The organism is Streptomyces sp. NPDC007983, assembly GCF_042958345.1.
In the GTDB taxonomy this organism is placed as follows: Bacteria; Actinomycetota; Actinomycetes; order Streptomycetales; family Streptomycetaceae; genus Streptomyces.
The window spans coordinates 539,195-563,283 of sequence record NZ_JBIBJI010000005.1; the positions used below are offsets into that span (position 1 = coordinate 539,195).

The following is a 24,089-nucleotide window of genomic DNA, read 5'->3' on the forward strand; positions in this document are numbered from 1 at the left end:
GGTGGCAATCCGACTCGGCTGCGTCGCCGACGACTTCACCGGCGCCACGGACCTGGCCAACAACCTGGTGCGCGCGGGGATGCGCGTGGTCCAGCTGATCGACGTACCGCCGGACGGCCGCGAGGCGGCGGTGGACGCGGACGCCGTGGTCATCGCGCTCAAGTCGCGGACCGTTCCGGCCACCGACGCCGTCGAGGCATCGCTCCGGGCCTTGTCCTGGCTGCGGTCCGCGGGCGCCGAACAGATCTACTTCAAGTACTGCTCCACCTTCGACTCGACACCGGCGGGCAACATCGGGCCGGTCACCGAGGCTCTGATGGACGCGCTGGACACCGACTTCACCATCGCGACACCCGCGTTCCCCGACAACGGGCGCACGGTGTTCAAGGGGCATCTCTTCGTCGGCGATGTCCTGCTCAGCGACAGCGGGATGCGCCACCACCCGCTCACGCCGATGGCCGACCCCAACCTCGTCTCGGTCCTCGGCGCGCAGTCCACCCGCACGGTCGGCCTGATCGACCACACGGCCGTGGCCCACGGCGCCGAGGCGATCCGGGCCCGGATCGACGAGCTGCGCCGGCAGGGCATCGAGATCGCCATCGCCGACGCCGTCTCCAACGACGACCTGCTGCGCCTCGGCGTAGCGGTCCGGGAGATGCCCCTGGTGACCGCCGGCTCCGGGCTGGCCATCGGGCTGCCCGCGAACTGGGGGTTCAAGCCGTCGGCCGCCGCCGCACAGCTGCCGTCGCCGAGTGGCCACCGCGCCATCATCTCCGGATCGGTCTCCGCGGCCACCAACGAGCAGGTCGCGGAGTTCCTGCGGAGCGGCCGACCCGCGTTCAGCGTGGATCCGCTGCGCATCGCGGCCGGTGAGGACGTGGCGGGGGAGGCCCTGGCGTTCGGCGCGGCGCACCTCGCCGACGGGCCCGACGGGCCTGTCTTGTTCCACTCCACCGAGACCCCCGAGGCGGTCCGCGCCGTCCAGAGCCGGCTCGGCGCCGTCGAGGCGGGCGCGTTGGTGGAGCGGACCCTGGCCCGTGTGGCCCAGGGTCTGGTGGCGCGCGGTGTCCGCCAGATCGTGGTCGCCGGCGGGGAAACCTCGGGCGCGGTCGTCCGGGCGCTCGGCATCACCGGACTGCGGATCGGACCGCAGATCGATCCCGGAGTGCCCTGGTGCGCGGCGGCGCTTCCCGGCGGGGACACGCTCCACATCGCGCTGAAGTCCGGCAACTTCGGTGGCCCCGGCTTCTTCACCGACTCGTTCGCCCTGCTGGACCGGGAGGCCTGATGACCGAGCTGCGCGGCACCGCCGTGGACGAGGCGCGCGACGAGATCGTCCGGGTGGGGACGAGCCTGTTCGACCGGGGCTACGTCCACGCCAGCGCCGGGAACATCAGCGCCAGGGTGGGCGACGGCCATCTGATCACGCCCACCGACGCCGCCCTGGGTTTCCTGGAGCGCCACCGCCTCGCGCTGGTCGACGCCGGGGGCGAACAGCTCGCGGGCGACCGCGCGAGCAAGACCCTGACGCTCCATCGACGCATCTACGAGGCCGACCCCACGGCCCGATTCGTCCTCCACACCCACTCCACCCATCTGGTCGCGCTCACCCTGGCCGGTGTGTGGAGCCAGGACGATGTGCTCCCGCCGCTCACGCCCTACTTCGTGATGAAGGTCGGGCACGTGCCGCTCATCCCGTACCACCGGCCCGGCGATCCGCGGGTGGCCGACCTGGTGAGTGCCCGGATCACCGGCCACCTGGCGAGCCGCACACCGATCAGAGCCGTGCTGCTCGACCGGCTGGGCCCCGTGGTCTGGGGGCCCGACGCGGCCACCGCTCTCGCCGTCCTCGAAGAACTCGAGGAAACGGCACGGCTGTGGCTCCTGACCGACCGTCGTCCCAGCCCGCTCACCGCGGACGCCATCGAAGAGCTGAGGGCCACGTTCGGCGCCGCGTGGTGACCTCGCCCTCCCCGTCAGAGAATCCCCTGAGCCGCACGAAGGATCCGCCATGCCCCTGCCCGTAGTGGCGGCCGAAGCCTCCGGCCTCGTCCGTGAGAACGCCGTTTTCCGCAAGGTCGTACGGCGCATCGTCCCCTTCCTCATCCTCTGTTACGTCGTCTCCTATCTGGACCGGGTCAACGTCGGGTTCGCGAAGCTGCAGATGTCCGACGACCTCGGGTTCAGCGAGGCGGCGTACGGCCTCGGGGCCGGGCTGTTCTTCATCGGCTACTTCCTCCTGGAGGTGCCGTCGAACCTGATGCTGCAACGCGTCGGGGCCCGCACCTGGATCGCCCGGATCATGATCAGCTGGGGGCTGGTCTCGGCGGCATTCGTGTTCGTCACCAACGAGCTGTCGTTCTATGTGCTCAGGTTTCTGCTCGGCGCCGCGGAGGCGGGCTTCTACCCGGGCGTGATCCTGTACTGCACCTACTGGTTCCCCTCGCACCGCCGTGCCCGGGTGATCGCGATGTTCATGTCGGCCATCCCGGTGGCGGGCATCTTCGGCAATCCGCTCTCCGGCTGGATCATGGACCGGTTCCAGGGCGTGAGCGGCTGGCAGGGCTGGCAGTGGATGTTCCTGCTGGAGGCGATCCCCGCACTCGCCGTCGGTGTGGTCACGCTGTTCTACCTCGACGACGACGTGCGCGGCGCGAAGTGGCTCACCGATGAGGAGAAGGCCGTCGTGGAGCGGGCGATCGCCGACGACACCGCGCACCGGACCGTGCACGGCCGGGTCCGGGACGCCTTCCGCGAGCCCAAGGTGTGGCTGATGTGCTTCATCTACTTCTGCTTCGTCATGGGCCAGTACGCGCTGACCTTCTGGATGCCCTCCTTCGTCGAGTCCACCGGCATCGAAGACAACCTCACGGTCGGTATGCTCAGTGCCGTGCCGTACCTGGCCGCGCTCGTCGCGATGAACCTGTTCGGCTGGTCGGCGGACAAGCGGCGTGAGCGCCGCTGGCATCTGATCATCCCGAGTCTCATGGGCTCGGCCGGGTTCTCGCTGGCCGCCGTCTGGAGCGGGTCGACCGTACTGTCCCTGATCGCGCTGTCCGTCGCCGCGGCCGGGGTGCTGACCTGCGCTCCGCTGTTCTGGTCGCTTCCCACCGCGTTCCTGGGCGGCACCGCGGCCGCTGCCGGGCTCGCACTGATCAACTCGGTGGGCAACCTGGCCGGATTCGTCAGTCCGTACATGATCGGCTCGCTCAAGGACGCCACCGGATCGGCGTCGATCCCGATGTACGTCCTGGCACTCGGCCTCGTCGTGGGCGCCGCCGCGGTGCTCACCACCAAGAGGCAGGTCGTCAACCGCTGACCGGGACGATCCCGGCCCGTACCCAGGAGCCAGCATGCCGAGGTTCGCCGCGAACCTGTCCATGATGTACACCGAACACGATTTCCTCGACCGCTTCGCCGCCGCGTCGGCGGACGGCTTCGAGGCCGTCGAATACCTCTTCCCCTACGCGTACGACGCCACCGAACTGCGCCGCCGGCTCGACGACCACGGCCTGCGGCAGGTGCTCTTCAACGCACCGCCCGGTGTGTGGGATTCCGGGGAGCGCGGCATCGCGGCGCTGCCCGGACGCGAGGCGGAGACGCGCTCCGGGATCGACCGGGCCCTGGAGTACGCCGCGGAACTGGGCTGCTCTCAGGTGCATGTGATGGCCGGACTCGTACGGCCGGAGGCGACACCCGCGGAGTCCTCCCGCCACCGCGACACCTATCTGGCCAATCTCGCCCGGGCCGCGGAACGGGCCGCCGCGGCGGGCGTCGACATCCTGATCGAACCGATCAACGGCCGTGACATGCCCGGCTACTTCCTGAATCGGCAGGCCGAAGCACACGCCGTGGTACGGGAGGTGGCGGCGGCGAACCTCAAGGTGCAGCTCGACCTCTACCACTGCCAGATCGTCGAAGGAGATCTCACCACGACCCTGCGCCGCGACGTGACCACGGGCCGGATCGGCCATCTGCAGATCGCGGGCGTGCCCGACCGCCACGAGCCCGACCGGGGCGAACTCGACATCCGCCACCTCTTCGGCGTCGTCGACGACCTCGGCTTCGACGGGTGGATCGGCTGTGAGTACATCCCCGCGGCCGGCACGAGCGAAGGGCTCGGCTGGCTCGACGACTACCGAGGAGACAACGCATGAGGATCGTCATCACGGGCGGCTTCGGCTTTCTGGGACGACAGGTCGCGGACGCACTGCTCACGACACGGACGTTCCGTGGCGCACCGATCGGCCGGCTGGTGCTCGCCGACCGCGTCGTGCCGTCCGGCCCGTCGTCCGGTCCGTCGGCGGCCGACCCGCTCGTGGACATCGTCCGGGGTGACGTCGTCGACCGGCTCGATGAGCTGTTCGCGCGGCCCGTCGATGTGCTGATCCACCTCGCCTCCGCCGTCTCGGCCGAGTGCGAGGCCGACTTCGACCTCGGCATGAGCGCCAACGTGGACACGACCCGCGCGTTGCTCGAAGCCGCCCGGGCCCAGTCGGCCGCGGGCGGGCCGACGCCGCGGATGCTGTTCTCCAGCAGCGTCGCCGTCTACGGCTCCGACCCCGCGCTGCCGCTGCCCCCGGTGGTCAGCGAGGCGACCCTGCCCACGCCGCGGTCGAGCTACGGGGTCCAGAAGCTCGTCTGCGAGCAGCTGATCGCGGACTACACCCGCCGCGGTTTCGTCGACGGACGCGTCGCCCGCCTGATGACCGTGTCGGTACGGCCGGGCAAGCCGAACGCGGCCGCCTCCGGCTTCCTCTCCGGCATCATCCGGGAACCGCTCGCGGGCCTCCCGGCGACCTGCCCGGTCCGCCCCGATCTGCGGGTGGCCCTGGCCTCGCCGCGGCGCGCCGTCGAGGGAATCCTGCGCATCGCGGAGGTCGAGCGCGGCGCCGGTCCTGGCCTCCTCGACGGCGGACTGCCGGTCAACCTTCCGGCGCTCACGGTCTCGGTCGCCGGCATGCTGGACACACTGCGGCGGGTGGCCGGCGACGCCGTCGCCGACCGGGTGACGCTCGCACCCGATCCCGGTGTCGAGGCCATCGTGGGCTCGTGGCCCGCCGACTTCGACAACGCGCGCGCCACCGCGCTCGGGCTGGAGCCCGACCCGGATTTCGCGTCGGTGGTGCGCCAGTACGTCGCCGACCACGCCGACGCGGTCGTGGCCGACGCGGCAGCCGCGCGGGCGGAGCGGCCCATGCCGATAGACTGAAGACCATGTTTTCCAAGGTGAGCGGTCCCCTACGGCTCGCGGACCGGGTCGCCGCCATGCTCTCGGAGGAGATCGAGTCCGGGCGGCTGGCCGAGGGCGACAAGCTGCCGACCGAGGTGGAGCTGGTCAAGCAGCTGGGCGTCAGCCGCACCGTCGTGCGCGAGGCCGTCTCCCGGCTCCGCAACGCGGGCCTGGTCGAGCCGCGCCAGGGGCGTGGCGTGTTCGTCATGCCACGGCGCATACGGCCGCTCGACCTCGAGGCCGAGACCGCCCACGACACCGAGTCCAAGGTGCGGCTGATCGTGGAGGTGCGCCGCCCCATCGAGGGCGAGGCGGCGTACCTCGCGGCCACCCGCGCCACCCCGGCCGACCTCACCCGGATGCGTCAGGCCCTGGAGGCCATCGACACCGCGGTCTCGGCCGGCGGTGACGGTGTGGACGAGGATCTGGCCTTCCACCGTTCCATCGCCGAATCGACGGGGAACGCGGTGATGGTCTCGACGGTGCGCTATCTCGGCGAGGTGCTGCGCGGCGGAATCCGCGTCACGCGTGCGAACGAGGCGCGTAGCAGTGACTTCCTCGAAGCCGTCCGGCAGGAGCACCACGCCATCCTGACCGCCATCGAGGCCCGCGACGCCGAGGCCGCACGCGACGCGGCGCTCCTCCACCTGAAGCACGCCGCGTCCCGGCTGCACGAGGCGGACGAAGGATTCTGGAGCGAGACCGGCAACCTCGAAGTGGATCTCGACGCCGCCCCGTGACGCGCGGGCCCATCCCTGCGGACCATGCCGGTGGTGTTCGGCCTCCCGGCCCTGGTCCTGCGGGGATACGTGCGTCAAGAAACGGCAGGGTGCGCTCTTCGGCCGGGCAGGCCGCTGAAAGCCGGCGCTCGGCCGGTCAGCTGAGGGCGGTATCGCCCTGGGCCTCCAGGACCTTGCGCAGGCCCGAGGTGAACTGCTCGCGCTCCTCCGGGGTGAGGACCGACAGAATGTCCTCGCAGCCCCTCAGGTGGGCCGCCATCACCCGGTCGGAGAGGTCCTTGCCGTGCCTGGTGAGACGGATCCGCACCGAGCGCCGGTCGGCGCTGTCGCGCACCCGCTCGACCAGCCCTTTGGCCTCCAAGCGGTCGATGCGGTTGGTGACGGAGAGCCACGAGAAGCTCGCCCTGCTCACCGTGCTGGGCACCGACCGTTTCACCGCCGCCACCGAGTGATGCCACCCGCGGGGCCGCCCGGACCGGAGCAGGGGCGCATGCCCCCGCTCCGGTCCGGGCGGCGGGGCGCCGGCGCGGCTCAGTCCAGCGTGATGGTGGGCTTGCGCAGGTCCAGCCATGTGGCCAGGTCCAGGGCGCGTTCGATGGCGGCGCGCTGCTGCGGGGTGATGTGCTCGCCCGGTGCGGCGATGGCCTCGTTCAGCGTCTCGAGGCGGCACAGCTCGAGAGCCGGGTGTCCCGAGGTGACGAGGTCGCTCGCCTGCCGTTTGATGGCGGCGAGATAGGCGGGGTCGAAGCTCCCGGGGTAACCGCTCTTCTTGCGGTTCGCGACCGACTCGGGCAGCACATCACGGGTGGCCTCGCGCAGGATGCTCTTCTCCCGCCCGTCGAACGTCTTGAGCGACCAGGGGGTGTTGAAGACGTAACTCACGAGCCGGTGATCGCAGAACGGCACCCTGACCTCGAGGCCGACGGCCATGCTCATCCGGTCCTTGCGGTCGAGGAGCGTGTTGACCATGCGGGTGAGGTGCAGATAGCAGACCTCTCGCATGCGCTTCTCCAGACCGGACTCGCCCTCCTTGAGGGGGACTTCCTTCAGCGCGGTGACGTAGCGGTCGCGGAGGTAGGTGTCCAGGTCGAGCCGGTCGGCGAGGTCGTCGGGCAGCAGGCTCTTGGTGTCGCCGAGCATCGGCCCTCCGGCGAGCCACGGGAAGGTGTCGGCCTCGCGCCGCTCGTCGTGGAACCAGGGATAGCCGCCGAAGACCTCGTCGGCCGACTCGCCGGACAGCGCCACCGTCGACTGCTCGCGTACGGCCTTGAACAGGAGGTAGAGCGAGTTGTCCCGGTCGCCGAGCCCGATGGGCAGGTCCCGGGCGGCGATGGCGGCCTGCCTGACGGCCGGGTCGGACAGGGCGGAGCCGTCGAGCACGATGTCCTGGTGGTCGCACTTCACATAGTCGGCCACCGCGTGCACGTACGGCGTGTCGACGCTGGGCGCGACATCGATCGCGCGGAAGTTCTCCGCCTGGTCGGGGAAGTCGACCGCGAAGCTGCGGACGGTCTCGCCGACCTCGGCGAGCCGGCGGGCGGCGAGCGAGGTCATGGCGGAGGAGTCGAGCCCGCCGGAGAGCAGGGTGCAGCGGGGCACGTCGGCGACGAGCTGGCGGGCGATGATGTCCTCGAGCAGCTCCCGCACATGGGCGACGGTCGTCTGCTGGTCATCGGTGTGTTCGGACACCTCAAGACGCCAGTACGCCCGCTCGCGCAGCCCGTTGCTGTCGACGACGGCCAGATGGCCGGGGCGCAGTTCCCTCATGCCCTTCCATATGGCCTCGCCCGGCGTCTTGGCGAACGAGAAGATCTCCCGCAGTCCGTCGATGCCGACCACGGGGGCGGCGAGCGGGTTGGCGAGGATGGCCTTGGGCTCGGAGCCGAAGAGTACGCCGTCGTCGGTCTCGTAGTAGTAGAACGGCTTGATGCCCATCCGGTCCCGGACCATCACCAGCTTCTCGGTGCGGGAGTCCCAGATGGCGAAGGCGTACATGCCGTTGAGCTTCTCGGTGAGGGATTCGCCCCACTCCAGATAGCCGCGCAGGACGACCTCGGTGTCGGAGTCGGTGGTGAAGCCGTGGCCCCTGCGGCGCAGTTCGTCGCGCAGCTCGGTGAAGTTGTACGCCTCGCCGGAGTACACCATGGTGACGGGGCCGTCGGCCGTGTCGACGGTCATGGGCTGGGCCCCGCCCGGCAGATCGATGACGGCCAGCCTGCGATGGCCGAGCGCCGCCCTGCCGGTCACCCAGGTGCCCGCCGCGTCCGGGCCGCGGCACGCCATCGTCTCCGTCATGGTGTCGAGGAGCTGTCGGTGAGAGGTCAGGTCGCGGCGGTAGGAGACCCAGCCGGTGATGCCACACACGGTGATCAACCCTTTCGATCGGGAGCCGAACGGTTGCCTGGGATAACCATCTACCTCTCCGGAGGCGGATCGCTACCTTCTGCCGCCAACGCCGACGGGTGTCGTTTCTCACCAGTAAATTCCTGTTAAGAGAACGTTTCACCTCAAGCGCTGTCCGAAATCCCGCGCCCCGGAACGGGCGCCGGATGGGGGCGCTGGGTTTCGCGGCCGATCCTCAGGTGTTCGAAGCGGCTAGGGCCTGCACAGTTCCTGGGCCACGAGTGCTCTCATGGCCTGCTGCGTGTCCCGGCCGCCGTCACTGGTGGTATACACCACGGCGCTCCTGCTCCCGTCTCGGGTGGCGCCGGCCAAGGCGTGATAGCCGAGCAGTTCGCCCACGTGGCCGAAATAGCTGCCGCCACAGGGCAGTGGGATCTCGCCCAGACCGAGTCCATACCTCACGCCCAGCTCGGGCGCGGGCATGGTGGTCGTCATCTCGTCGAGCTGTGCCGTATCCAGCAGACGGCCGCCGAGCAGTGCGGTGTAGAACCGGTTCAGGTCGTGCGTGGTGCTGATGATCGAGCCGGAGCCGACGGCCATACTCGCATTGAGCGTCGTGACGTCGATGCTGGTGCCGGTGCCGAACGCGGCGTAGCTCTGGGCGTGCGGGCCCAGGATGAAGGGGAAGGTGCCGGGTGTCCTGGTGCTCCTCAGGCCCAGCGGGCGGATGATTCGGTCCTTCACCTCCTGGCCCCAACTCTGGCCGGTGACCGCGTGGATGATCATCGCGGCGAGCACGTAGTTGGTGTTGGAGTACGACCAGTCAGCGCTCGGGGAGGAGTAGGGACGGGTCTGCGTCGCCAGCCCCACCAACTCCTCGGGGGCGTAGGTGCGGAACCGCTCGGCTCGATAGCCGTCCGCGTTGTTCAACGCGGGTATGTCCGGCTCGACGTCAGGGATGCCGCTGGTGTGCTGCAGCAGCTGCCGCACGGTGATCCGGCTGCCGTCGAGGCCGTTGCCCTGGACCACTCCCGGCAGCCACTGCTCTACGGTGTCCTCCAGGGACAGTCGCCCCTCGCCGACGAGCTGTAGCACGACCGTGGCGGTGAAGGTCTTGGTGGCGCTGCCGATCCGGAACCTGCCGTTCTGCGGCATCGGTCTTCCGGTGCCCCTCTCGGCCGTCCCGGCGCGCGCGCTGTCCCGTGTGTGCGGTGACGTCACCTCGGCGAACACGCCGACGGCCCCGGTGTCGTGGATCGCGTCCACCTGCCGTTGGAGCGGATCGGCCTGCCGCGGCTTCGCCGCCGCCGTCAGCCCGGTCGATGCGACGAGGACGACCGCGGCCAGACTGGTCAGGACGAATGAGCCTCCCCGACGCCTTCCTGACACCTGCATGGTGACCCCTTTCCCGTTCAGGTTGCCTGCGCGTTCAGGGACCGCTCACGCTGTGGCGCGCGGCTGTATCGCCCCCGGAGCAGATGGCCGACGACCATCCCACCAGCGGAGAGGGGAACGGCCCATCCGGCTTTCCCCCTGACGTGCCGCTGCGCTGCCCTCAGGGCGGTGCCGGGGGGTACCCCCCGTAGGGACGCTGAGGCTTCCCCGGCTGTCACAGACTCAGCCGACGTGAAGGATCCGAAAGCGATCGGGTTCCGCCGGGTCTCGATCGACGACCTGGATCGGCGGCCCAGCCCATTGCCACACGCTGACGCCCGGCGTGCGGGAGAACAGGATCTGCCCGCGGGTGCCTTCGACCGCGACGCGCGGCCAGGATTCGGCGATGCGGGCCCGGTCCGCGCCGTGGGAACGCAGCATCTCGGCGAGGACGGTGACCGAGTCGTAGCCCTCGAAGGCGACGAAGGACGGCGCTTCGCCCAGCCGCTCGCGGAGGTCCGTCTCCACTCGTGCGCCGAGTGGGCCGAGGCGCTCGGGCAGATAGCGCAAGAACGGGATCGCGGTGCCCAGCGGCGTCGCCCATTCGGCGAACTCCGGTTGCCCGGCCGGAGCACCGATCAGGATCTCGGCGAGGCGATGGCCGCCGCGTACGGACTCGACGATCGGCACCGCCGGATCCGGGTGGCCGACCAGAAGAAGGAGGGCTGTCGCGCGGCTGTCGACGAGCGCGTCGCACACGGCCGTGGGGGTGAGCGCGCTTGCGTCGAGTTCGGTGACGGTGCCGCCGCGAGGGGCGAGGTGGTCCCGCAGGATGCGGGTCCCGGTCGCCCAGTAGACGCTCGGCTGGGTTGCCACGGCGATGCGACGGTGGCCCGCGCCGAGGAGGAAGTCCGCGTAGACCCGCCAGCCGCGGGACTGCGGCGGGGAGAGGCGCGCGACCCATTCCGTCGGGTGTTCGGTGAGCGCGTCGAGTACCGCTGACGAGCAGAGGAACGGCAGGCCGAGGGCGTCGGCCCTGGTGGCAGCGGCGCGAGCGACGACGCTGTGATACTCCCCGGCCAAGGCGGCCACGCCCAGGCCGGCGAATTCCTCTACGGCCGCCGCGGCCCTCTGCGGATCAGCCGCGGTGTCTCGGGCCACCAGCTCCAGCGGTCTTCCGCCGATCCCACCCGCCTCATTGACGTCATGAGCGGCCAACTCCATTCCCGCGAGAAGGCTTTGCCCTGCCCCGACCCAGCCGGGCCGGGTCAGCGGAACGAGAGCGCCGATCCGGACGGACGATCGGTCCGCCGGCTCCGACCCAGGTGGCGATGGTGGCGTATGCATGCGTAGACGTCTCCCGCTCCCGTATGGCGATTTGCTTGCAGCGAGCCCAGGTCGCCGGGTGGCGAGGCCCGATGTGCGCTCGCCTCATCTCGCGGTGGAGGGTGCGCCTGGGGATCATGCCGGACATTGCATCCATCACCATCGCCCACAGACAACCGGTTTTGTTCAGTGATCAGTCGGCGAGGTCGGCGAGGTCCGCGGCTTGCCGGCGCAGGGCGCGTGCCAGCGCGTCCGTGGGTGCCGTGAGGAGGCCCGGCACGCGGACCAGGCTGACGCGTCGTACCTCCTCCGCGACGCCTTCGACGGACACGATACGCACGCCGGGCGGAACGGCGGGCAGCAGCGTCGGCGTGGCGGTGGTGATACCCGCGCCGGCCGCGACCAGGTGGAGCTTGGTCAGCCAGTCGCGGGCGGTGTGGCGGACCGTGGGCCGCCCGGGCAGACCGGGCCAGACGCCGAGCAGCGGCTCGTCCACGGTGCCAGGACTGGCGATCCACGGTTCGCCCGCGAGGTCGTGGACGCTGACACTGCCCCGTTCGGCGAAAAGGCCGCCGGCCGGCACCGCCACGGCCAGGTGCACCTCCAGCAGCGGCTCGACGCTCAGGGGCGGATCGTCCGTGTCGGGTGAGCGGTGCGGCGGCCGGGAGGAGAGGACGGCGAGATCCAGGGTGCCGGCGCGCAGCGCGCGCACCAGTGAGGGCGTGGTCCCCTCACGCGTCGTCACCTGGATGTGCGGGTGCTCCCGGCGCAGCGTCGCCAGCGCCTGGGGCACGATCACCGCTCCGGCGGTGGGGAAGAAGCCGAGCCGGACGCGGCCCCGCTCGGCTTCCTCCTCTCCGCGCAGCTCCCGGTCGGCCGCGTCCAGGGCGTCCAGGGCGACGACGGCGTGCCGCAGCAGGCCACGGCCCGCGCCGGTCAGCCGGACACCGCCGGGGTGGCGGTCGAAGAGCCGGGTGCCGGTCGCCTGTTCCAGCGCGGCCACCTGCCGGGAGACGGCCGACTGTGTGTACCCGAGCGCGTCTGCCGCGGCGGTGAAGGTGCCCCGCTCCGCCACCTCACGCAGCACCCGCAGCCCGGCCAGTGTCATCTCCATGAGCCACGCCCCCATGAGTAATCGGCATATCCATTATGCCGATCATTCGCTGGCGGAATGCCCTGCGGGTTCCTAGCGTGAGAACATGCCTCTGATCAACATCTACCTGCGCCGGGGAACCACTCCCGAGTACCGCCGGAATGTGTCCCTCGGCCTCCACAAGGCCATGGTCGACGTGCTGAAGATCCCCCAGGACGACCAGTTCCACGTCTTCCATGAGGTCGCGCCTGACAACTTCCAGATGCAGCCGGTGGTGTTCGGCCTGAGGCGCGGCGAGCGCGCCATGTTCATCCAGCTGTCCTTCAACCCCCGCACCGCCGAGCAGAAGGCCGAACTGTTCCAGGCGATCGTCACCAACCTCCAGTTGTTCGCCGAGGTCCCCGAAGAGGACATCCTGATGATGATCAGCGAGACGGCCCGCGAGAACTGGTGGGCGGCCGGGCGCGTCGTCGATCCCGCCACCGGCTACGACGAGCGCATGAACGACGTTCTCACGGAGGACGGCGTACGGCCCGAACCGTCCCGCCTCAGCGCACGGTGATCACCAGCTTCCCCGTGGTGCGGCCCGTCTCTCCCAGGGCGTGGGCGCGGGCGCCTTCGGCGAGGGGGAAGGTGCCGGAGACGTGGGCGCGGAGCCTGCCCCGGTCGACGAGTTCGGCGACGGCGCGCATCCCGGCCCGGTCGTGCTCGACGAGCAGGCTGACGGCGCGGACCTGGGCCTTCTCCGCCGCGGCCGGGGTGTCCTGGGCGCCCGGCAGCAGGGAGACGACGATGCCGCCAGGGCGGAGCACACCCACGGAGCGGGTGGCGGTCTCCCCGCCGAGGGCGTCGAGGACCACGTCGTAGCGCTCGTCGGTGTCGGTGAAGTCCTCGGAGCGGTGGTCGACGCAGGCGTCCGCGCCCATCTCGCGCAGGAAGTCGTGCTTGGGGGCGCTCGCCGTCCCGGTGACGTGCGCGCCGCGGTCCTTGGCGATCTGTACGGCGAGATGGCCGACGCCGCCGGCCGCGGCGTGGATCAGCACCCGCTGCCCGGCCCGGAGGTCCGCGGTCTCGACGAGGGCCTGCCAGGCGGTGAGCGCTGCCAGCGGCAGCGCGGCCGCCTGGACGTGGTCGATCCCGGCGGGCTTGGTGGCGAAGGCGCGGGTGGGGCCGGTCACGTACTCGGCGTGGGAGCCTGCCCCGTACGGATAGGGCAGCATGCCGAACACCTCGTCACCGGGCCGGAAGAGGGTGACGCCGAAGCCGGTCTCCACCACGGTGCCGGAGACGTCCCAGCCGAGGGTCAGCGGCGGGGGCGGCAGGAAGATACTCAGGGCGCGGTGCTTGAAGTCCGTGGGGTTGAGCCCGGCCGCGTGCACGGCGACGAGGATCTCCCCGGGGCCGGGCGCGGGCCGCGGAAGCTCGGTCAGCCGCAGGACCTCGGGGCCGCCGAGGGCCGTCTGGTGCAGGGCGAGCATCACGGGGGCGCCGCCCGGCGCGGCGGGGCCGGGGGAGTCCGTGGCGGCCGCCGGGTCCGGGGAGCCGAGGTGGTCAGGGGTGTCCGTCGAAGTCATGCCTCGATCCTGGCCGTACGGCCCGGCCCGGGGCGATGGCAAGATGGTCAGGCTCCGATACATTCCTGCCATGTCCGTCGTCCCTGCCGCCCGCCGCGTTCCCGGCGCCCACAAGGTCGTCGTCCTTGCCCTCGACGGCGTCTATCCCTTCGAACTCGGCATCCCGCACCGGGTCCTGGGTTCCGCCGGTGGCCGCTACGAGGTGCGCTCCGCGAGCGTGGACGGGCGGCCCGTGCGTACCGACTCGGACCTGACGGTCACCCCCGGGCACGGTCCCGAGGTGCTGGACGAGGCGGACACCGTGGTCATCCCTCCGTACGCGATCTCCCGGGCCTCGGCCACCGCACCGGACCCGCGGGCCCTCGCCGCGCTGTCCCGCGTCCGCCCCGGCACCCGTCTGGTGTCCATCTGCACCGGCGCCTTCCTGCTGGCCGCCGCCGGTCTCCTGGACGGGCGCCGGGCCACCACCCACTGGGCGCTCACCGACCACTTCCGGGAGCTGTTCCCCCGGGTCGAGCTCGACGCCGGTGTGCTCTTCGTCGACCACGGTGACGTGCTGACCTCCGCCGGGGCGGCGAGCGGTGTCGACGTCTGTCTGCACCTGGTGCGCCGGGACCACGGCAGCGAGGTGGCCAACCACGTCGCCCGTTGCTGCGTCGTACCGCCGTACCGGGACGGCGGGCAGGCGCAGTACATCGAGCGGCCGGTGCCGCCGACGGGTGGAACCGGCACCGGGCCGACCCGTGACTGGGCGCTGCGGCGGCTGGAACTGCCGCTGTCACTGGACGAGTTGGCCGCGCACGCGGCGATGAGCACCCGTACCTTCGCCCGGCGCTTCCGGGAGGAGACCGGTCTGAGCCCCGGCCGGTGGCTCACTCAGCAGCGGTTGCGGCGGGCGCGGCAGCTGCTGGAGTCCAGCGACCTGCCGGTGGAACGGATCGCCCACGAGGTCGGCTTCGCCACCGCCACCTCGCTGCGGCGCCACCTGGCGGCGGAGGCGGGGGTCGCCCCGTCGGCGTACCGGCGCACCTGGCGGGACAGCGCACCGTCATGAGGCGGGTCCGGGCCCCTCGCCCGGTGGGCCGCGCTCGCCGCAGTGCCGCCCGTGGGTCGCGAGGGCGTCCGACGCCGCCGCGTCGCGTCTCCTTCGGGGGGTGTGCCTATGATCGCACCCGCGTCCGACATGAGAGGTACGGCACCATGGTGAACCGCGACTCCCCGGCACTCGACGACCCGGTGGGGCGATCACTCGGCGGTCACCACGCGCATCTCGCCCGTCGCCTCGGCCGGGCCGCCACCTATCTGCCGGACGTCGCGACCTTCTCCGCGGTGTCCGCCGACCCGGGCCCGGCGGAATGGGCCGATCTGGCCGGGCTGCTCGGGCCGGGCGCGTTCGCCGACATGTTCAGCTGCCCCGCCACTCCGCCGCCGGACTGGGAACCGGTCTTCTCCCTCCAGGGCCGCCAGATGATCGGGCCCGGTGGTGCTCGGCACTTCCACGCGGAGACCGGTACCGATGAGGGCGTCGTCGACCTGGGCGCGGACAGCGTGGCCGAGATGCTCGACCTCGTCGCGCGGACCGAGCCGGGGCCGTTCTGGCCGCGCACCCACGAACTCGGCGCCTATCTCGGCATCCGCGACAACGGCACGTTGGTGGCGATGGCGGGGGAGCGGTTGCGGCCCCCGGGCTGGACCGAGATCAGCGCCGTCTGCACCGCTCCCGAGGCACGCGGTCGCGGCCACGCGGCACGTCTGATCAACGCGCTCGTGGCGCGGATCGTGGCCCGCGGCGAATGCCCCTTCCTGCACGTGGCCGAGGCGAATACCGGCGCGATCGCCCTGTATGGGCGCCTCGGTTTCACCACCCGCAAGCAGGTGACCTTTCGGGGGTTCCGCACGCCGTGACGGCTCTGCGCGTCACGTGATCGTGGGATGGCCATGCGGGTCCTGTGGATCTACGCTTCCGTCGACGCCACGCGTACCCTCGTCGAGACGGGTGTCACCACGCGGGTCGACGCCGACACGCCAAGCCCGCCGAGACCCGCTACCGACCACCGCCGCGACCCGAGAACAGGGACACCACCGTGATCACCGAGATCGCCCAGATCGAGATCCACCCGGGCCAGGAAGAGGAGTTCGAGGAGGCCGTCACCAAGGCGCTGCCCTTCTTCCTCGAGGCCGACGGCTGCGACGGAGTCGACCTGCAGCGCAGCGTCGAACACCCCTCGCGCTACCGGCTGATGGTCCGGTGGGAGACGGTCGAGCACCACACCGTCACCTTCCGCGGCTCCGAGGGCTTCACCCGCTGGAGGGCCCTGGCCGGACCGCACTTCGCGGCTCCGCCGCAGGTGGAACACGTGTACTCCGTCCTCGCACCATGACGTCGGCGGCCGGGATCGCAACCGGTCCCGGCCGGTTCCGGCCCCGCGGAGGCACCAGACGATGTCGGACCCGGTTCCGTCGGGGAGATGCACACCATCGGCAATGCCCGGGATCAGCGAGCTCGTGGAGGCGTTCGGCGCCGCGTGCCTCGACCAGCTTCCGGCCGACCGGGCGATCGCCCGGATCATCGCCGTCTTCCTGCGGGAAGCCGCCGAGGCCGCCGCGACGATCTTCCTCAACGGCGTACAGACGCCCGAGAGCAGCCGTTGGGCGGCCTTCGCGATCATCAGCGCGGCCCCGTGTGTGCCCCCGGGGCGTACGGCCAGCCGGTCACCTTCTTGGGCCGGGGCGGCGCGTAGGTGCGCACCTTGGAGGTGGACAGCCCGAGCCTGACCAGCGACTCGGCGATGGTCACGGCGGCGCTGACGCCGTCGACGACGGGGACGCCGGTGCGCTCCCTGATCCGGTCGTCCAGGCCCGCCATGCCGCCGCAGCCCAGACAGATCACCTCGGCCTTGTCCTCGCGTACGGCGCGCTCGGCCTGTGCCACGATCGCTTCGACGGCGGCTTCCGGGTCCTCTTCGAGGTCCAGCACGGCCATTTCGCTGGCCCGGACCGAGGCGCACCGGGTGTGCAGACCGGCCAGTGTGAGCCGGTCCTCGATCAGCGGGAGCGTCCGGTCCAGGGTGGTGACGACCGAATAGCGGTGTCCGAGGAACATCGCCGTGGTGGCGGCGGCCTCGGTGATGTCGACGACCGGTACGTCCAGGAGTTCCTGCAGGCCCTCCCTGCCGTGTTCGCCGTACCCCGCCTGGATGACGGCGTCGAAGGGCTCCGGATACGACTGGACGCGGTCCATCACGGCGATCGCCGCGAGGTAGCTCTCGAAATTCCCCTCCACGGACTCGGCCCCGAAGCGCGGCGTCAGGCCGACGATCTCCGTGCCGGCCGAAGCCACCGTTCTCGCCTGGGCGGCGATCGCCTCGGTCATGGACTCGGTGGTGTTCACGTTCACGACGAGGATGCGCATGCGGAATGCCTCCGGGTGGATCATCGGACGGGTGGTGTTCGCGTCATGGGTGGTTCGGGCTCAGTCCGCGCACGGGACGGCGATCTCGGCTCCGGAAACGTCCTCGTGGACTTCCTTGCGGTTGGACACCAGGAAGTATGCGACGGCGGCGACGCCGGCGCCGATGAACCACGCGAACGGCGCGGCCGGGGCGAAGGCCGGGACGAGGGCGAGCAGGACCGCCAGCACGGCCGCGGGGACGAAGGCCGCGATCGCGCGGGGGTTGAAGCCCCGGGTGTAGTGGTACGGCCCGGAGGCGTCCATGGTGTAGAGCTGGGGCACGTTGACGCGCCCCTTCCGGATCAGCCAGTAGTCCGCTACCACCACTCCGAACAGCGGGCCGAGGAGGGCGCCCAGGCCGCCGAGGAAGTAATTGACGACGGTCGGGTTGTTGTAGAGGTTCCACGGCAGGATCGCGATGCCGATGACGCCGCTGACGACTCCCGCCCGCCTGAAATTCAGGTGCTTGGGGAAAAGGTTGGCCAGCGCGTAGGCGGGGGCCACGAAGTTGGCCATCAGATTCACCGCGATGGTGAGGATGATCAGCGCCAGGCTGGCCAGGGCCACGAACAGGGTATTGGGCAGGTCCTGTACGACGTCCGCGGGGCTGGTGATCGTTTTGCCGTTGATCTGGAACTGGGCGCCGGAGATGACGATGCTGATGATGCCGAACAGCATGATATTGACCGGAATTCCGCAGAAATTACCGACCGTGATCGCCCTTTTGCTTGTGCAGGACCGGGTGAAATCACAGAAATTCAGCGCGAAGGTCCCGTAGATGGACACCCAGAGCGATGCTCCCGCGAATATCTCCCGCCACATGTGGCCGCCCTCCAGATTATTGGGCGCCGAGAGGGCGATGGAGCCTCCCGCCCTGACGAACATCCAGATGGCGAGGGCGCACAGGGTGACGAGGATGACCGGGCCGGCGAACGCCTCGTACTTCCGGACCATTTCCAGCCCGTACATGACGATGACGATCTGCACGGTCCACAGGAGCCCGAAGGAGATCCACCCGAGAGCGGAGAGCCCCAGGAAGGAGTGCTCGGTCAGCCCGGCGAACGGACGGTAGACGGCGATCAGCAGGACGTTCAGCACATGTGATGCCAGATACGTCTGGATGCCGAACCACGCGATGGCGACGGCCCCGCGGATGAGGGCCGGAATCTGGGCGCCACGGACGCCGAAACTGATCCGGCTCATAACCGGGAACGGAACGCCGGTCTTGTGCCCCATGTAGCCGGCGAGATTGAGGATCCCGAACAGCAGCGCCGCCCCGATCGCCAGCGCGAGCAGTATCTGCCAGGCGCCGAGTCCCAGGGCGAACAGGCCGATGGCGAAGGTGTAGTTGCCGAGGCTGTGGACATCGTTGGCCCAGAGGGTGAAGACGTTGTAGCTCCGCCAGCGGCGTCCTTCCACCTGGGTGGGCGCCAAGTCCTTGTTGTACAGGCGGGGACTCGGAGAAACCGTGCTGCGGGCCGATGCCGACGGGTCGGCCGGTGCGGCTCCGCGATCGTCCCGATCGCCGTCGATCACACCCGTGATCCGCTCGGAATGTGTTGCCCGCAGTGGCTCCACAGGAATTTCTGCACTCATTACCGGCCGCCCATCATCGCGGTTTCCGTAAGTCGGAAGAGTTTCCATGCCTTGATCAGGCCGTGGATCAGGCCGTCGGTCAGGCCATTCCTCGCCTCAGCAGCCGTCCGCGCGGCGGCTCCTCTATGTCCACCGGCTCGCCGTTCAGCCAGGTGCTGCGCACCGTCCCGGCCAGCGGGCGGCCGACGTAGGCGGACACGGGGTTCTTGTGGTGGAGGTTGGCGACGTCCACGACGAACGCCTCGTCCGGGGCGAAGACGCAGAAGTCCGCCGCGCTGCCCAGCGCGATCTGTCCCTTGTGGATCAGCCCGGCCTGCCTGGCGGGGTTCTCCGCCATCCAGCGCACGACGTCGGTCAGGGCATGCCCGCGGCGACGGGCCTCGGTCCACACCGCGGGCAGGCCCAGCTGCAGCGAGGCGATACCGCCCCACGCGATGCCGAAGTCACCGATGTCGAGGCGCTTCAGCTCCTCCGTGCAGGGGGAGTGGTCGGAAACCACCTGGTCGATCACCCCGTCGCCGAGCCCCCGCCACAGCAGCTCGCGGTTGCCGGCTTCCCGTATGGGGGGACAGCATTTGAACTGCGTCGCCCCGTCGGGGATCTCCTCCGCGGTGAAGGAGAGGTAGTGGGGACACGTTTCCACGCTGAGCTGCACGCCTTCGCGGCGCGCCGAGCTGATCATCGGCAGTGCGTCGGAGCTCGACAGATGGAGGATGTGCACGCGGCAACCGGTCCATCGGGCCAGTTCGATCACTTGCGCGATGGCGAGGTTCTCCGCGCCGCGCGGCCGTGACCGCAGGAAATCGCCGTAGCTCTCCCCGTGCGGAGTGGCTGCCCGGTCGATGGCGTGGGCGTCCTCGGCGTGCACGATCATCATGGCGCCGAAGGAGGCGAGCTGACGCAGCGCCCCCTCCAGCTGCTCCGGCGCCAGCGGTGGGAATTCGTCCACGCCGGAATGGAGCAGGAAACACTTGAAGCCGAACACCCCCGCGTCGTGCAGTGCGCGCAGCCCGTCGAGGTTGCCGGGCACCGCACCGCCCCAGAAGCCGACGTCGACCCATGCGCTGCCTTCCGCGGCCTTGCGCTTGACCTGCAGCGCGTCGACGTCGACCGTCGGCGGGATGCTGTTGAGCGGCATGTCGATGATGGTGGTGATCCCGCCGGCGGCCGCGGAGCGGGTCGCGCTGGCGAATCCCTCCCACTCGGTGCGGCCCGGCTCGTTGACGTGCACGTGGGTGTCCACCAGGCCCGGCAGCAGCACCACGTCGCTTCCGAGCTCGACGGCACGCTCCCCTTCCAGGGCCGCGTCCAGCGGTTCGATGGCGACGATCCTGCCGTCGGCGACGCCCACGCACCGGGACACCTCTCCGGCGGCTGTGATCACCCGGGGCGCGCGGAACACCAGATCCAGTTCGGTCATCTCATTCCTGCCGTTTCTGCTGTCGTGGCGGATTCGCCGGCGGTGACCGCGGGGGTCAGGACAGTTCGGCGGTGCGCTCGGCGAGGTTCTTGGCGCCGGTGTCGGTCAGCGAGCCGTGCAGCCGCAGACGGGAGATGCCACCGTCGGGGAAGACGTCGATCCGTACGTGTGTCGCCGTCGGCTCGTCCACGAGGAAGCGGTGCACCGTGTCCGGCTGGAGCCGGGTGCGCGGCAGGATCTCGAACCACTCGTCCGAGCCCGTCTCCTGGTTCTGTCCGTAGAGTGCGGCCCAGCCCGCCGAGTTGCCCTTGAGATAGCCGGTGTCGATCTCGACGGCCCGGATCACCGCCTGTGCGGTGAGCCGGTAGCGCACCCAGTCGTTGCCGCGGTCACGTCGGCGTCGCGTCTCCCAGCCGTCGTCCATCTTGCGCGACCGGCCGGGCAGGATCGTGTTGGTCGGCGGCGAGTAGAACCGGTCCGACGCGTCCTCGACCGCACCGCCGTTCTCCAGCGCCACCACGTCGAACGTGCCCAACGCGGCCAGCCACTCCGGATCCGCGGTGACCTCCCCGTACACCCGCAGACGTGCGATCCCGCCATCGGGGTGCTGGGCGATGCGCAGGTGGGTGAAGCGCCGCTCCACGTCGACCGCGAAGGCATTGGCCGCGTGACCACCCACCGGGGTGCGCGGCACGATCTCCGTCCACTCCGTGTCGTCCGCCAGCAGCTCGGCGGGCGAGGCGGACCGTGGCGCCGAGGTCGCCTGCACGCTGACCGCCTGCGGATAGTTGCCCCGGAAGTGCGCGGTGTCCACGATCAGCCCGTGGACGACCCCTGGCGCCCCCAGCCGCACCAGCGCCCAGTCGTGATCGTCATCCGTCGGATGGGGTGCGTCACCGTCGGTGCCACGGCGACGCCGGGTCTCCCAGCCATCCATGATCTTGCCCTTGTGGCCGAAGTGCTCGGGGTCGAACACAGCCGGGCCCGGGATCAGCAGGTTCTCCCGCTCGGCGAAGAACTCATCGTTCGCGGCGATGACACTGCCCCCCAGCCGACGGTCGGCCAGGTCGACCAGATGGCCGAACGGGACCTCGGCGCTGCGGTAGTCGGCGTAGGGGTCGCCGCCACCGTACGGCTGTGCGTCTCCGGAGAAATGAGTGGCCTGCGTCATGGATGGTGACCTTTCGACGGTGCCGGTGGGGTGAGTGGTGTGGATGCGGTCCGGAATAGACAGAACTTCCGCAATGCGGATAGTTATTTCTGTCATATGGAATGACAACCCCGATGCCGTGTCGGCGTCAACCCCTTGGTGGCCATGTCGTCCCACGGATGGCGAAGACGGCGTGAACACTCGACGCCTGTCGTTCATGTCAGCTTTGGTGAGCTAATGAGGTGTGATGACCGCTATTGGATAGAATGCGGCTTTCGAGCTGCAGGACGTCCAGCAGGTCTACGCCGACTTCGTCGCGCAGGCGACGGACTATGCCGCGAGGGCCGCGACGGCCCGCGCGTGGTGCCGGCAGAACATGGACCACCGCCCAGGAGCTGGAGGACAGGAGGCAGGACCATGTCACGACGCTCGCGGGTCTCAGGGCGCATGGCACGATCGTGATCACCCGCGGCACCAACCCGGTCCAGGCGCAGCAGATCTTCACCCATGTCACCTTCGGCGGCCTGCCCCTGGACCCCACCCTCGTGGCGCCGCCCAGCGCCGCCGACGCCGACGCGCAGACCGGCCGCGGCGTGAAGGACACCGCGGCGGGCCGGATCGGGGAGCGGTCGCCCGGCGAGCTGACGGGCTTCTCCCTCGATGCCTTCATGCTGATCGCCGAGGCGGACGTCAACCGCGTCACGCTGCCCCGCAGCGACTCCGCCACCGTGGCCGGAGAAGCGGGGGTGTGCGGATTCGCCGCCGCCGGGCTGTCACGCGTCGCCATCCTGGCCGAGGGCCGGGCCTCCGGCGAGGCCCCGGAGAAGCGGGAGCTGGAGCGGATCAACTCGACGATCGGCCGGAACGTCGCCGCCGTGGTGAGCCTGCTGAAGGCGGCGGCGCTCCAGTACCGCCAGGTCGCCGTTTAGGGGGTGTCGGGGGTCTGTCGGTCCGATGTCGGCGGCTCGTCGGCGGGGCCTGGGAGCTTTGCGGAGATCCCGCCGGGTGCCCACCCGGTGGGCGTACGACACGCAAGGAATCACCATGACCCCTGACGTCACGATCATCGGCGCCGGACTCGGCGGGCTGACGCTCGCCCGCGTCCTGCACGTCCACGGCATCCCGGCCACGGTCTACGAGGCGGAGCCGTCGCCGACCGCCCGCGCGCAGGGCGGCATGCTCGACATCCACGACTACAACGGCCAACCGGCCCTCGAGGCGGCGGATCTGATGGACGAGTTCCGCGGCCTCATCCTGGAAGGCCGCCAGGCGATGCGGATCCTCGACCGGAACGGGACCGCCCTGTTCGAACAGCCCGACGACGGCACGGGCGGGCGCCCCGAGGTCCAACGCGGCGAGCTGCGGCGGATCCTGCTCGACGCGCTCCCGGCCGGCACCGTCCGGTGGGGCCACAAGGTCAGCGGCGTCCAGACGCTCGGCGAGGGCCGCCACGAGGTGACCTTCGCCGACGGCACCACCGCCGCCACGAGCCTGCTGGTCGGCGCGGACGGCGCGTGGTCACGGGTCCGCCCGCTGCTCTCCGACGCCGCCCCCGAGTACATCGGCCGGTCGTTCGTCGAGACCTACCTGTTCGACGGCGACTCCCGGCATCCTGCCGCCGCGAAAGCGGTCGGCGGCGGGTCGCTGCTCGCGCTCGCGCCGGGCAAGGGGATCCAGGCGCACCGCGAGAGCGGCGGCACGCTGCACACCTACGTGGCGCTCACCGAGCCGCAGGACTGGTTCGCCGCCATCGACTTCACCGACGCCGCCGCGGCCACCGCGCGGATCGCGGAGGAGTTCGACGGCTGGGCGCCGGAGCTCACCGCGCTGATCACCGACAGCGACACCGCGCCGGTCCTGCGGCCCCTCAACGCGCTGCCGGTCGGGCACAGTTGGGACCGGGTGCCGGGGGTGACCCTGCTCGGCGACGCCGCCCACCTGTCGGCCCCCAACGGCGAAGGCGCCAACCTGGCCATGTACGACGGCGCCGAACTCGGCAAGGCCCTCGCCGCGCACCCCGGCGACATCGAGACCGCGCTCACCGAGTACGAGCAGGCCATGTTCCCCCGCGGTGCCGCAGCCGCCGCCGAAGGCGTGGAGCTCCACGAGCTCATGTTCGGCGACGACGCACCCCACGGCCTGATCACCGCGTTCAACGGGCACGAACAGGGCCGATGAGCGGAGCCACGGTGTCAGGGCGTTGGCCGGGCGTGTGCCCCAGGCCTGGAACAGGGTGGCGTGCACGACCAGCGTGCCGGGGTCGGCGAGGTGGCGGGACAGCGCTTCGATGTGGTCGTCGAGTTCGGCGTCCGTGATGAGGCGGTGGTCGAAGCACGCACCCGCACGTTCAGCCACCCGCGTCGGCGCAGCATGCCGGGCAGTTGGCGGCCGGGCATGACGTCCATGCCGTTGACCATTTCGTCGAGCACGTCGTCGGTGTGAGGGACGTTCATCAGGAACAGCCTGGTGTGGACGAGGTCGAAGGAGGAGCGGGGCAGGCCGGTGTCCGCCGCGTCCGCGGCCATGAGCGAGACGTTGCGCAGGTGCCGTTCGCCGACGGTGCGGCGGGCCATCTCGATCATGCGGGGCTCGGCGTCCAGGCCCACGCCCCGGCCCTCGGGCCCGAGCCGGGGCGAGAGCGCCCTGTGGCTGCGGTACCGGACCGCCGCGCCGGTATGGCTGGTGCCGGTGACCGTGCTCGTCAGCTCGCTGTGGCACTACGTCGCCTCCCGCTGGGGCCTGTCGCTGCGTCTGATGCGCCGCGACGCCGAGGGCGAGTACCGGGGACT

23 protein-coding genes are annotated in these 24,089 nt (G+C 70.6%); 12 read left to right on the forward strand and 11 right to left on the reverse strand.

The genetic code is table 11. The features are described 5' to 3' along the window. Position 1 precedes the first annotated feature (1 nt). The 6 genes from otnK to ACFZCY_RS19305 are packed head-to-tail and all read left to right on the forward strand — an operon-like array spanning position 2 to position 5,973. Entirely contained in the window at positions 2-1,288 is a 1,287-nt protein-coding gene (gene otnK, locus ACFZCY_RS19280; RefSeq protein ID WP_391173961.1) for a 3-oxo-tetronate kinase, read from the forward strand. Continuing rightward, a complete protein-coding gene (locus ACFZCY_RS19285; RefSeq protein ID WP_391173958.1) occupies positions 1,288-1,962 on the forward strand; it encodes an aldolase in 675 nt (224 codons plus the stop codon). The genes otnK and ACFZCY_RS19285 overlap by 1 nt, the downstream gene beginning before the upstream one ends. A 49-nt stretch (positions 1,963-2,011) precedes the next feature. Next, complete coding sequence (locus tag ACFZCY_RS19290) at positions 2,012-3,319, forward strand: MFS transporter (protein ID WP_391173956.1); 1,308 nt, start codon at positions 2,012-2,014, stop codon at positions 3,317-3,319. A 34-nt stretch (positions 3,320-3,353) separates the two neighbouring features. Further along, positions 3,354-4,157: a 2-oxo-tetronate isomerase gene (gene otnI, locus ACFZCY_RS19295; protein ID WP_391173953.1), complete on the forward strand. Its 804-nt coding sequence runs from the start codon at positions 3,354-3,356 to the stop codon at positions 4,155-4,157. After that, positions 4,154-5,212, forward strand: a complete 1,059-nt coding sequence (gene denD / locus ACFZCY_RS19300) for a D-erythronate dehydrogenase (protein ID WP_391173949.1) — start codon at positions 4,154-4,156, stop codon at positions 5,210-5,212. Before otnI ends, denD begins: the two co-directional genes overlap by 4 nt. A 5-nt stretch (positions 5,213-5,217) precedes the next feature. Continuing rightward, positions 5,218-5,973 (forward strand): FCD domain-containing protein, encoded by a 756-nt coding sequence (locus ACFZCY_RS19305; protein ID WP_391173946.1) that lies wholly within the window; start codon positions 5,218-5,220, stop codon positions 5,971-5,973. Positions 5,974-6,109: 136 nt separating this feature from the next. Here ACFZCY_RS19305 and ACFZCY_RS19310 read toward each other — a convergent pair whose 3' ends face one another. The 5 genes from ACFZCY_RS19310 to ACFZCY_RS19330 form a co-directional block, all read right to left on the reverse strand. Then, a complete protein-coding gene (locus ACFZCY_RS19310; protein ID WP_391173943.1) occupies positions 6,110-6,397 on the reverse strand; it encodes a MarR family transcriptional regulator in 288 nt (95 codons plus the stop codon). A 107-nt stretch (positions 6,398-6,504) separates the two neighbouring features. After that, a complete protein-coding gene (gene asnB / locus ACFZCY_RS19315) occupies positions 6,505-8,337 on the reverse strand; it encodes an asparagine synthase (glutamine-hydrolyzing) (protein WP_391173941.1) in 1,833 nt (610 codons plus the stop codon). A 231-nt stretch (positions 8,338-8,568) separates the two neighbouring features. Then, positions 8,569-9,711, reverse strand: a complete 1,143-nt coding sequence (locus ACFZCY_RS19320) for a serine hydrolase (protein ID WP_391173938.1) — start codon at positions 9,709-9,711, stop codon at positions 8,569-8,571. Between the two features lie 222 nt (positions 9,712-9,933). Then, complete coding sequence (locus ACFZCY_RS19325; protein ID WP_391173935.1) at positions 9,934-11,037, reverse strand: ABC transporter substrate-binding protein; 1,104 nt, start codon at positions 11,035-11,037, stop codon at positions 9,934-9,936. Between the two features lie 172 nt (positions 11,038-11,209). Continuing rightward, a complete protein-coding gene (locus ACFZCY_RS19330) occupies positions 11,210-12,130 on the reverse strand; it encodes a LysR substrate-binding domain-containing protein (protein ID WP_391173933.1) in 921 nt (306 codons plus the stop codon). Between the two features lie 85 nt (positions 12,131-12,215). On the opposite strand from ACFZCY_RS19330, the gene ACFZCY_RS19335 reads away from it, so the two are divergent. After that, positions 12,216-12,671, forward strand: a complete 456-nt coding sequence (locus tag ACFZCY_RS19335) for a tautomerase family protein (RefSeq protein ID WP_391173929.1) — start codon at positions 12,216-12,218, stop codon at positions 12,669-12,671. On the opposite strand, the gene ACFZCY_RS19340 is transcribed toward ACFZCY_RS19335, so the two are convergent. Then, positions 12,658-13,683, reverse strand: a complete 1,026-nt coding sequence (locus ACFZCY_RS19340) for a zinc-binding dehydrogenase (protein WP_391173927.1) — start codon at positions 13,681-13,683, stop codon at positions 12,658-12,660. The genes ACFZCY_RS19335 and ACFZCY_RS19340 overlap by 14 nt on opposite strands. Before the next feature lie 70 nt (positions 13,684-13,753). On the opposite strand from ACFZCY_RS19340, the gene ACFZCY_RS19345 reads away from it, so the two are divergent. The 3 genes from ACFZCY_RS19345 to ACFZCY_RS19355 all read left to right on the forward strand — a co-directional run bounded on the left by ACFZCY_RS19345 (position 13,754) and on the right by ACFZCY_RS19355 (position 16,064). Further along, complete coding sequence (locus tag ACFZCY_RS19345) at positions 13,754-14,737, forward strand: helix-turn-helix domain-containing protein (RefSeq protein ID WP_391173924.1); 984 nt, start codon at positions 13,754-13,756, stop codon at positions 14,735-14,737. A gap of 146 nt (positions 14,738-14,883) precedes the next feature. Further along, positions 14,884-15,588: a GNAT family N-acetyltransferase gene (locus ACFZCY_RS19350; protein WP_391173920.1), complete on the forward strand. Its 705-nt coding sequence runs from the start codon at positions 14,884-14,886 to the stop codon at positions 15,586-15,588. Between the two features lie 179 nt (positions 15,589-15,767). Next, on the forward strand, positions 15,768-16,064 hold the full coding sequence (locus ACFZCY_RS19355; protein WP_391173918.1) for an antibiotic biosynthesis monooxygenase: 297 nt from the start codon (positions 15,768-15,770) through the stop codon (positions 16,062-16,064). A gap of 287 nt (positions 16,065-16,351) precedes the next feature. Here the strand turns inward: ACFZCY_RS19355 and ACFZCY_RS19360 are convergent, their stop codons facing one another. From ACFZCY_RS19360 to alc, 4 genes are all read right to left on the reverse strand, one after another. Next, the gene (locus tag ACFZCY_RS19360) at positions 16,352-17,095 is read right to left on the reverse strand and encodes an aspartate/glutamate racemase family protein (protein ID WP_391173915.1); all 744 of its coding nucleotides are present in this window, start codon (positions 17,093-17,095) and stop codon (positions 16,352-16,354) included. Between the two features lie 60 nt (positions 17,096-17,155). After that, the gene (locus ACFZCY_RS19365; protein ID WP_391173912.1) at positions 17,156-18,670 is read right to left on the reverse strand and encodes a cytosine permease; all 1,515 of its coding nucleotides are present in this window, start codon (positions 18,668-18,670) and stop codon (positions 17,156-17,158) included. Positions 18,671-18,809: 139 nt separating this feature from the next. Then, positions 18,810-20,150: an allantoinase AllB gene (gene allB / locus ACFZCY_RS19370; protein WP_391173909.1), complete on the reverse strand. Its 1,341-nt coding sequence runs from the start codon at positions 20,148-20,150 to the stop codon at positions 18,810-18,812. A gap of 55 nt (positions 20,151-20,205) precedes the next feature. Next, positions 20,206-21,321 carry an allantoicase gene (gene alc, locus ACFZCY_RS19375; protein WP_391173905.1) on the reverse strand — a complete coding sequence of 372 codons (1,116 nt, stop codon included), beginning with the start codon at positions 21,319-21,321 and terminating at the stop codon, positions 20,206-20,208. A gap of 437 nt (positions 21,322-21,758) precedes the next feature. On the opposite strand from alc, the gene ACFZCY_RS19380 reads away from it, so the two are divergent. Together ACFZCY_RS19380 and ACFZCY_RS19385 are read left to right on the forward strand one after the other, a co-directional pair. Further along, positions 21,759-22,229: a hypothetical protein gene (locus tag ACFZCY_RS19380; protein WP_391173902.1), complete on the forward strand. Its 471-nt coding sequence runs from the start codon at positions 21,759-21,761 to the stop codon at positions 22,227-22,229. Between the two features lie 115 nt (positions 22,230-22,344). Next, positions 22,345-23,478, forward strand: coding sequence for an FAD-dependent monooxygenase (locus tag ACFZCY_RS19385; RefSeq protein WP_391173899.1), 1,134 nt, complete (start codon positions 22,345-22,347; stop codon positions 23,476-23,478). A 14-nt stretch (positions 23,479-23,492) separates the two neighbouring features. On the opposite strand, the gene ACFZCY_RS19390 is transcribed toward ACFZCY_RS19385, so the two are convergent. Next, positions 23,493-24,005 (reverse strand): methyltransferase domain-containing protein, encoded by a 513-nt coding sequence (locus ACFZCY_RS19390; protein ID WP_391174406.1) that lies wholly within the window; start codon positions 24,003-24,005, stop codon positions 23,493-23,495. Positions 24,006-24,089 lie beyond the last annotated feature (84 nt).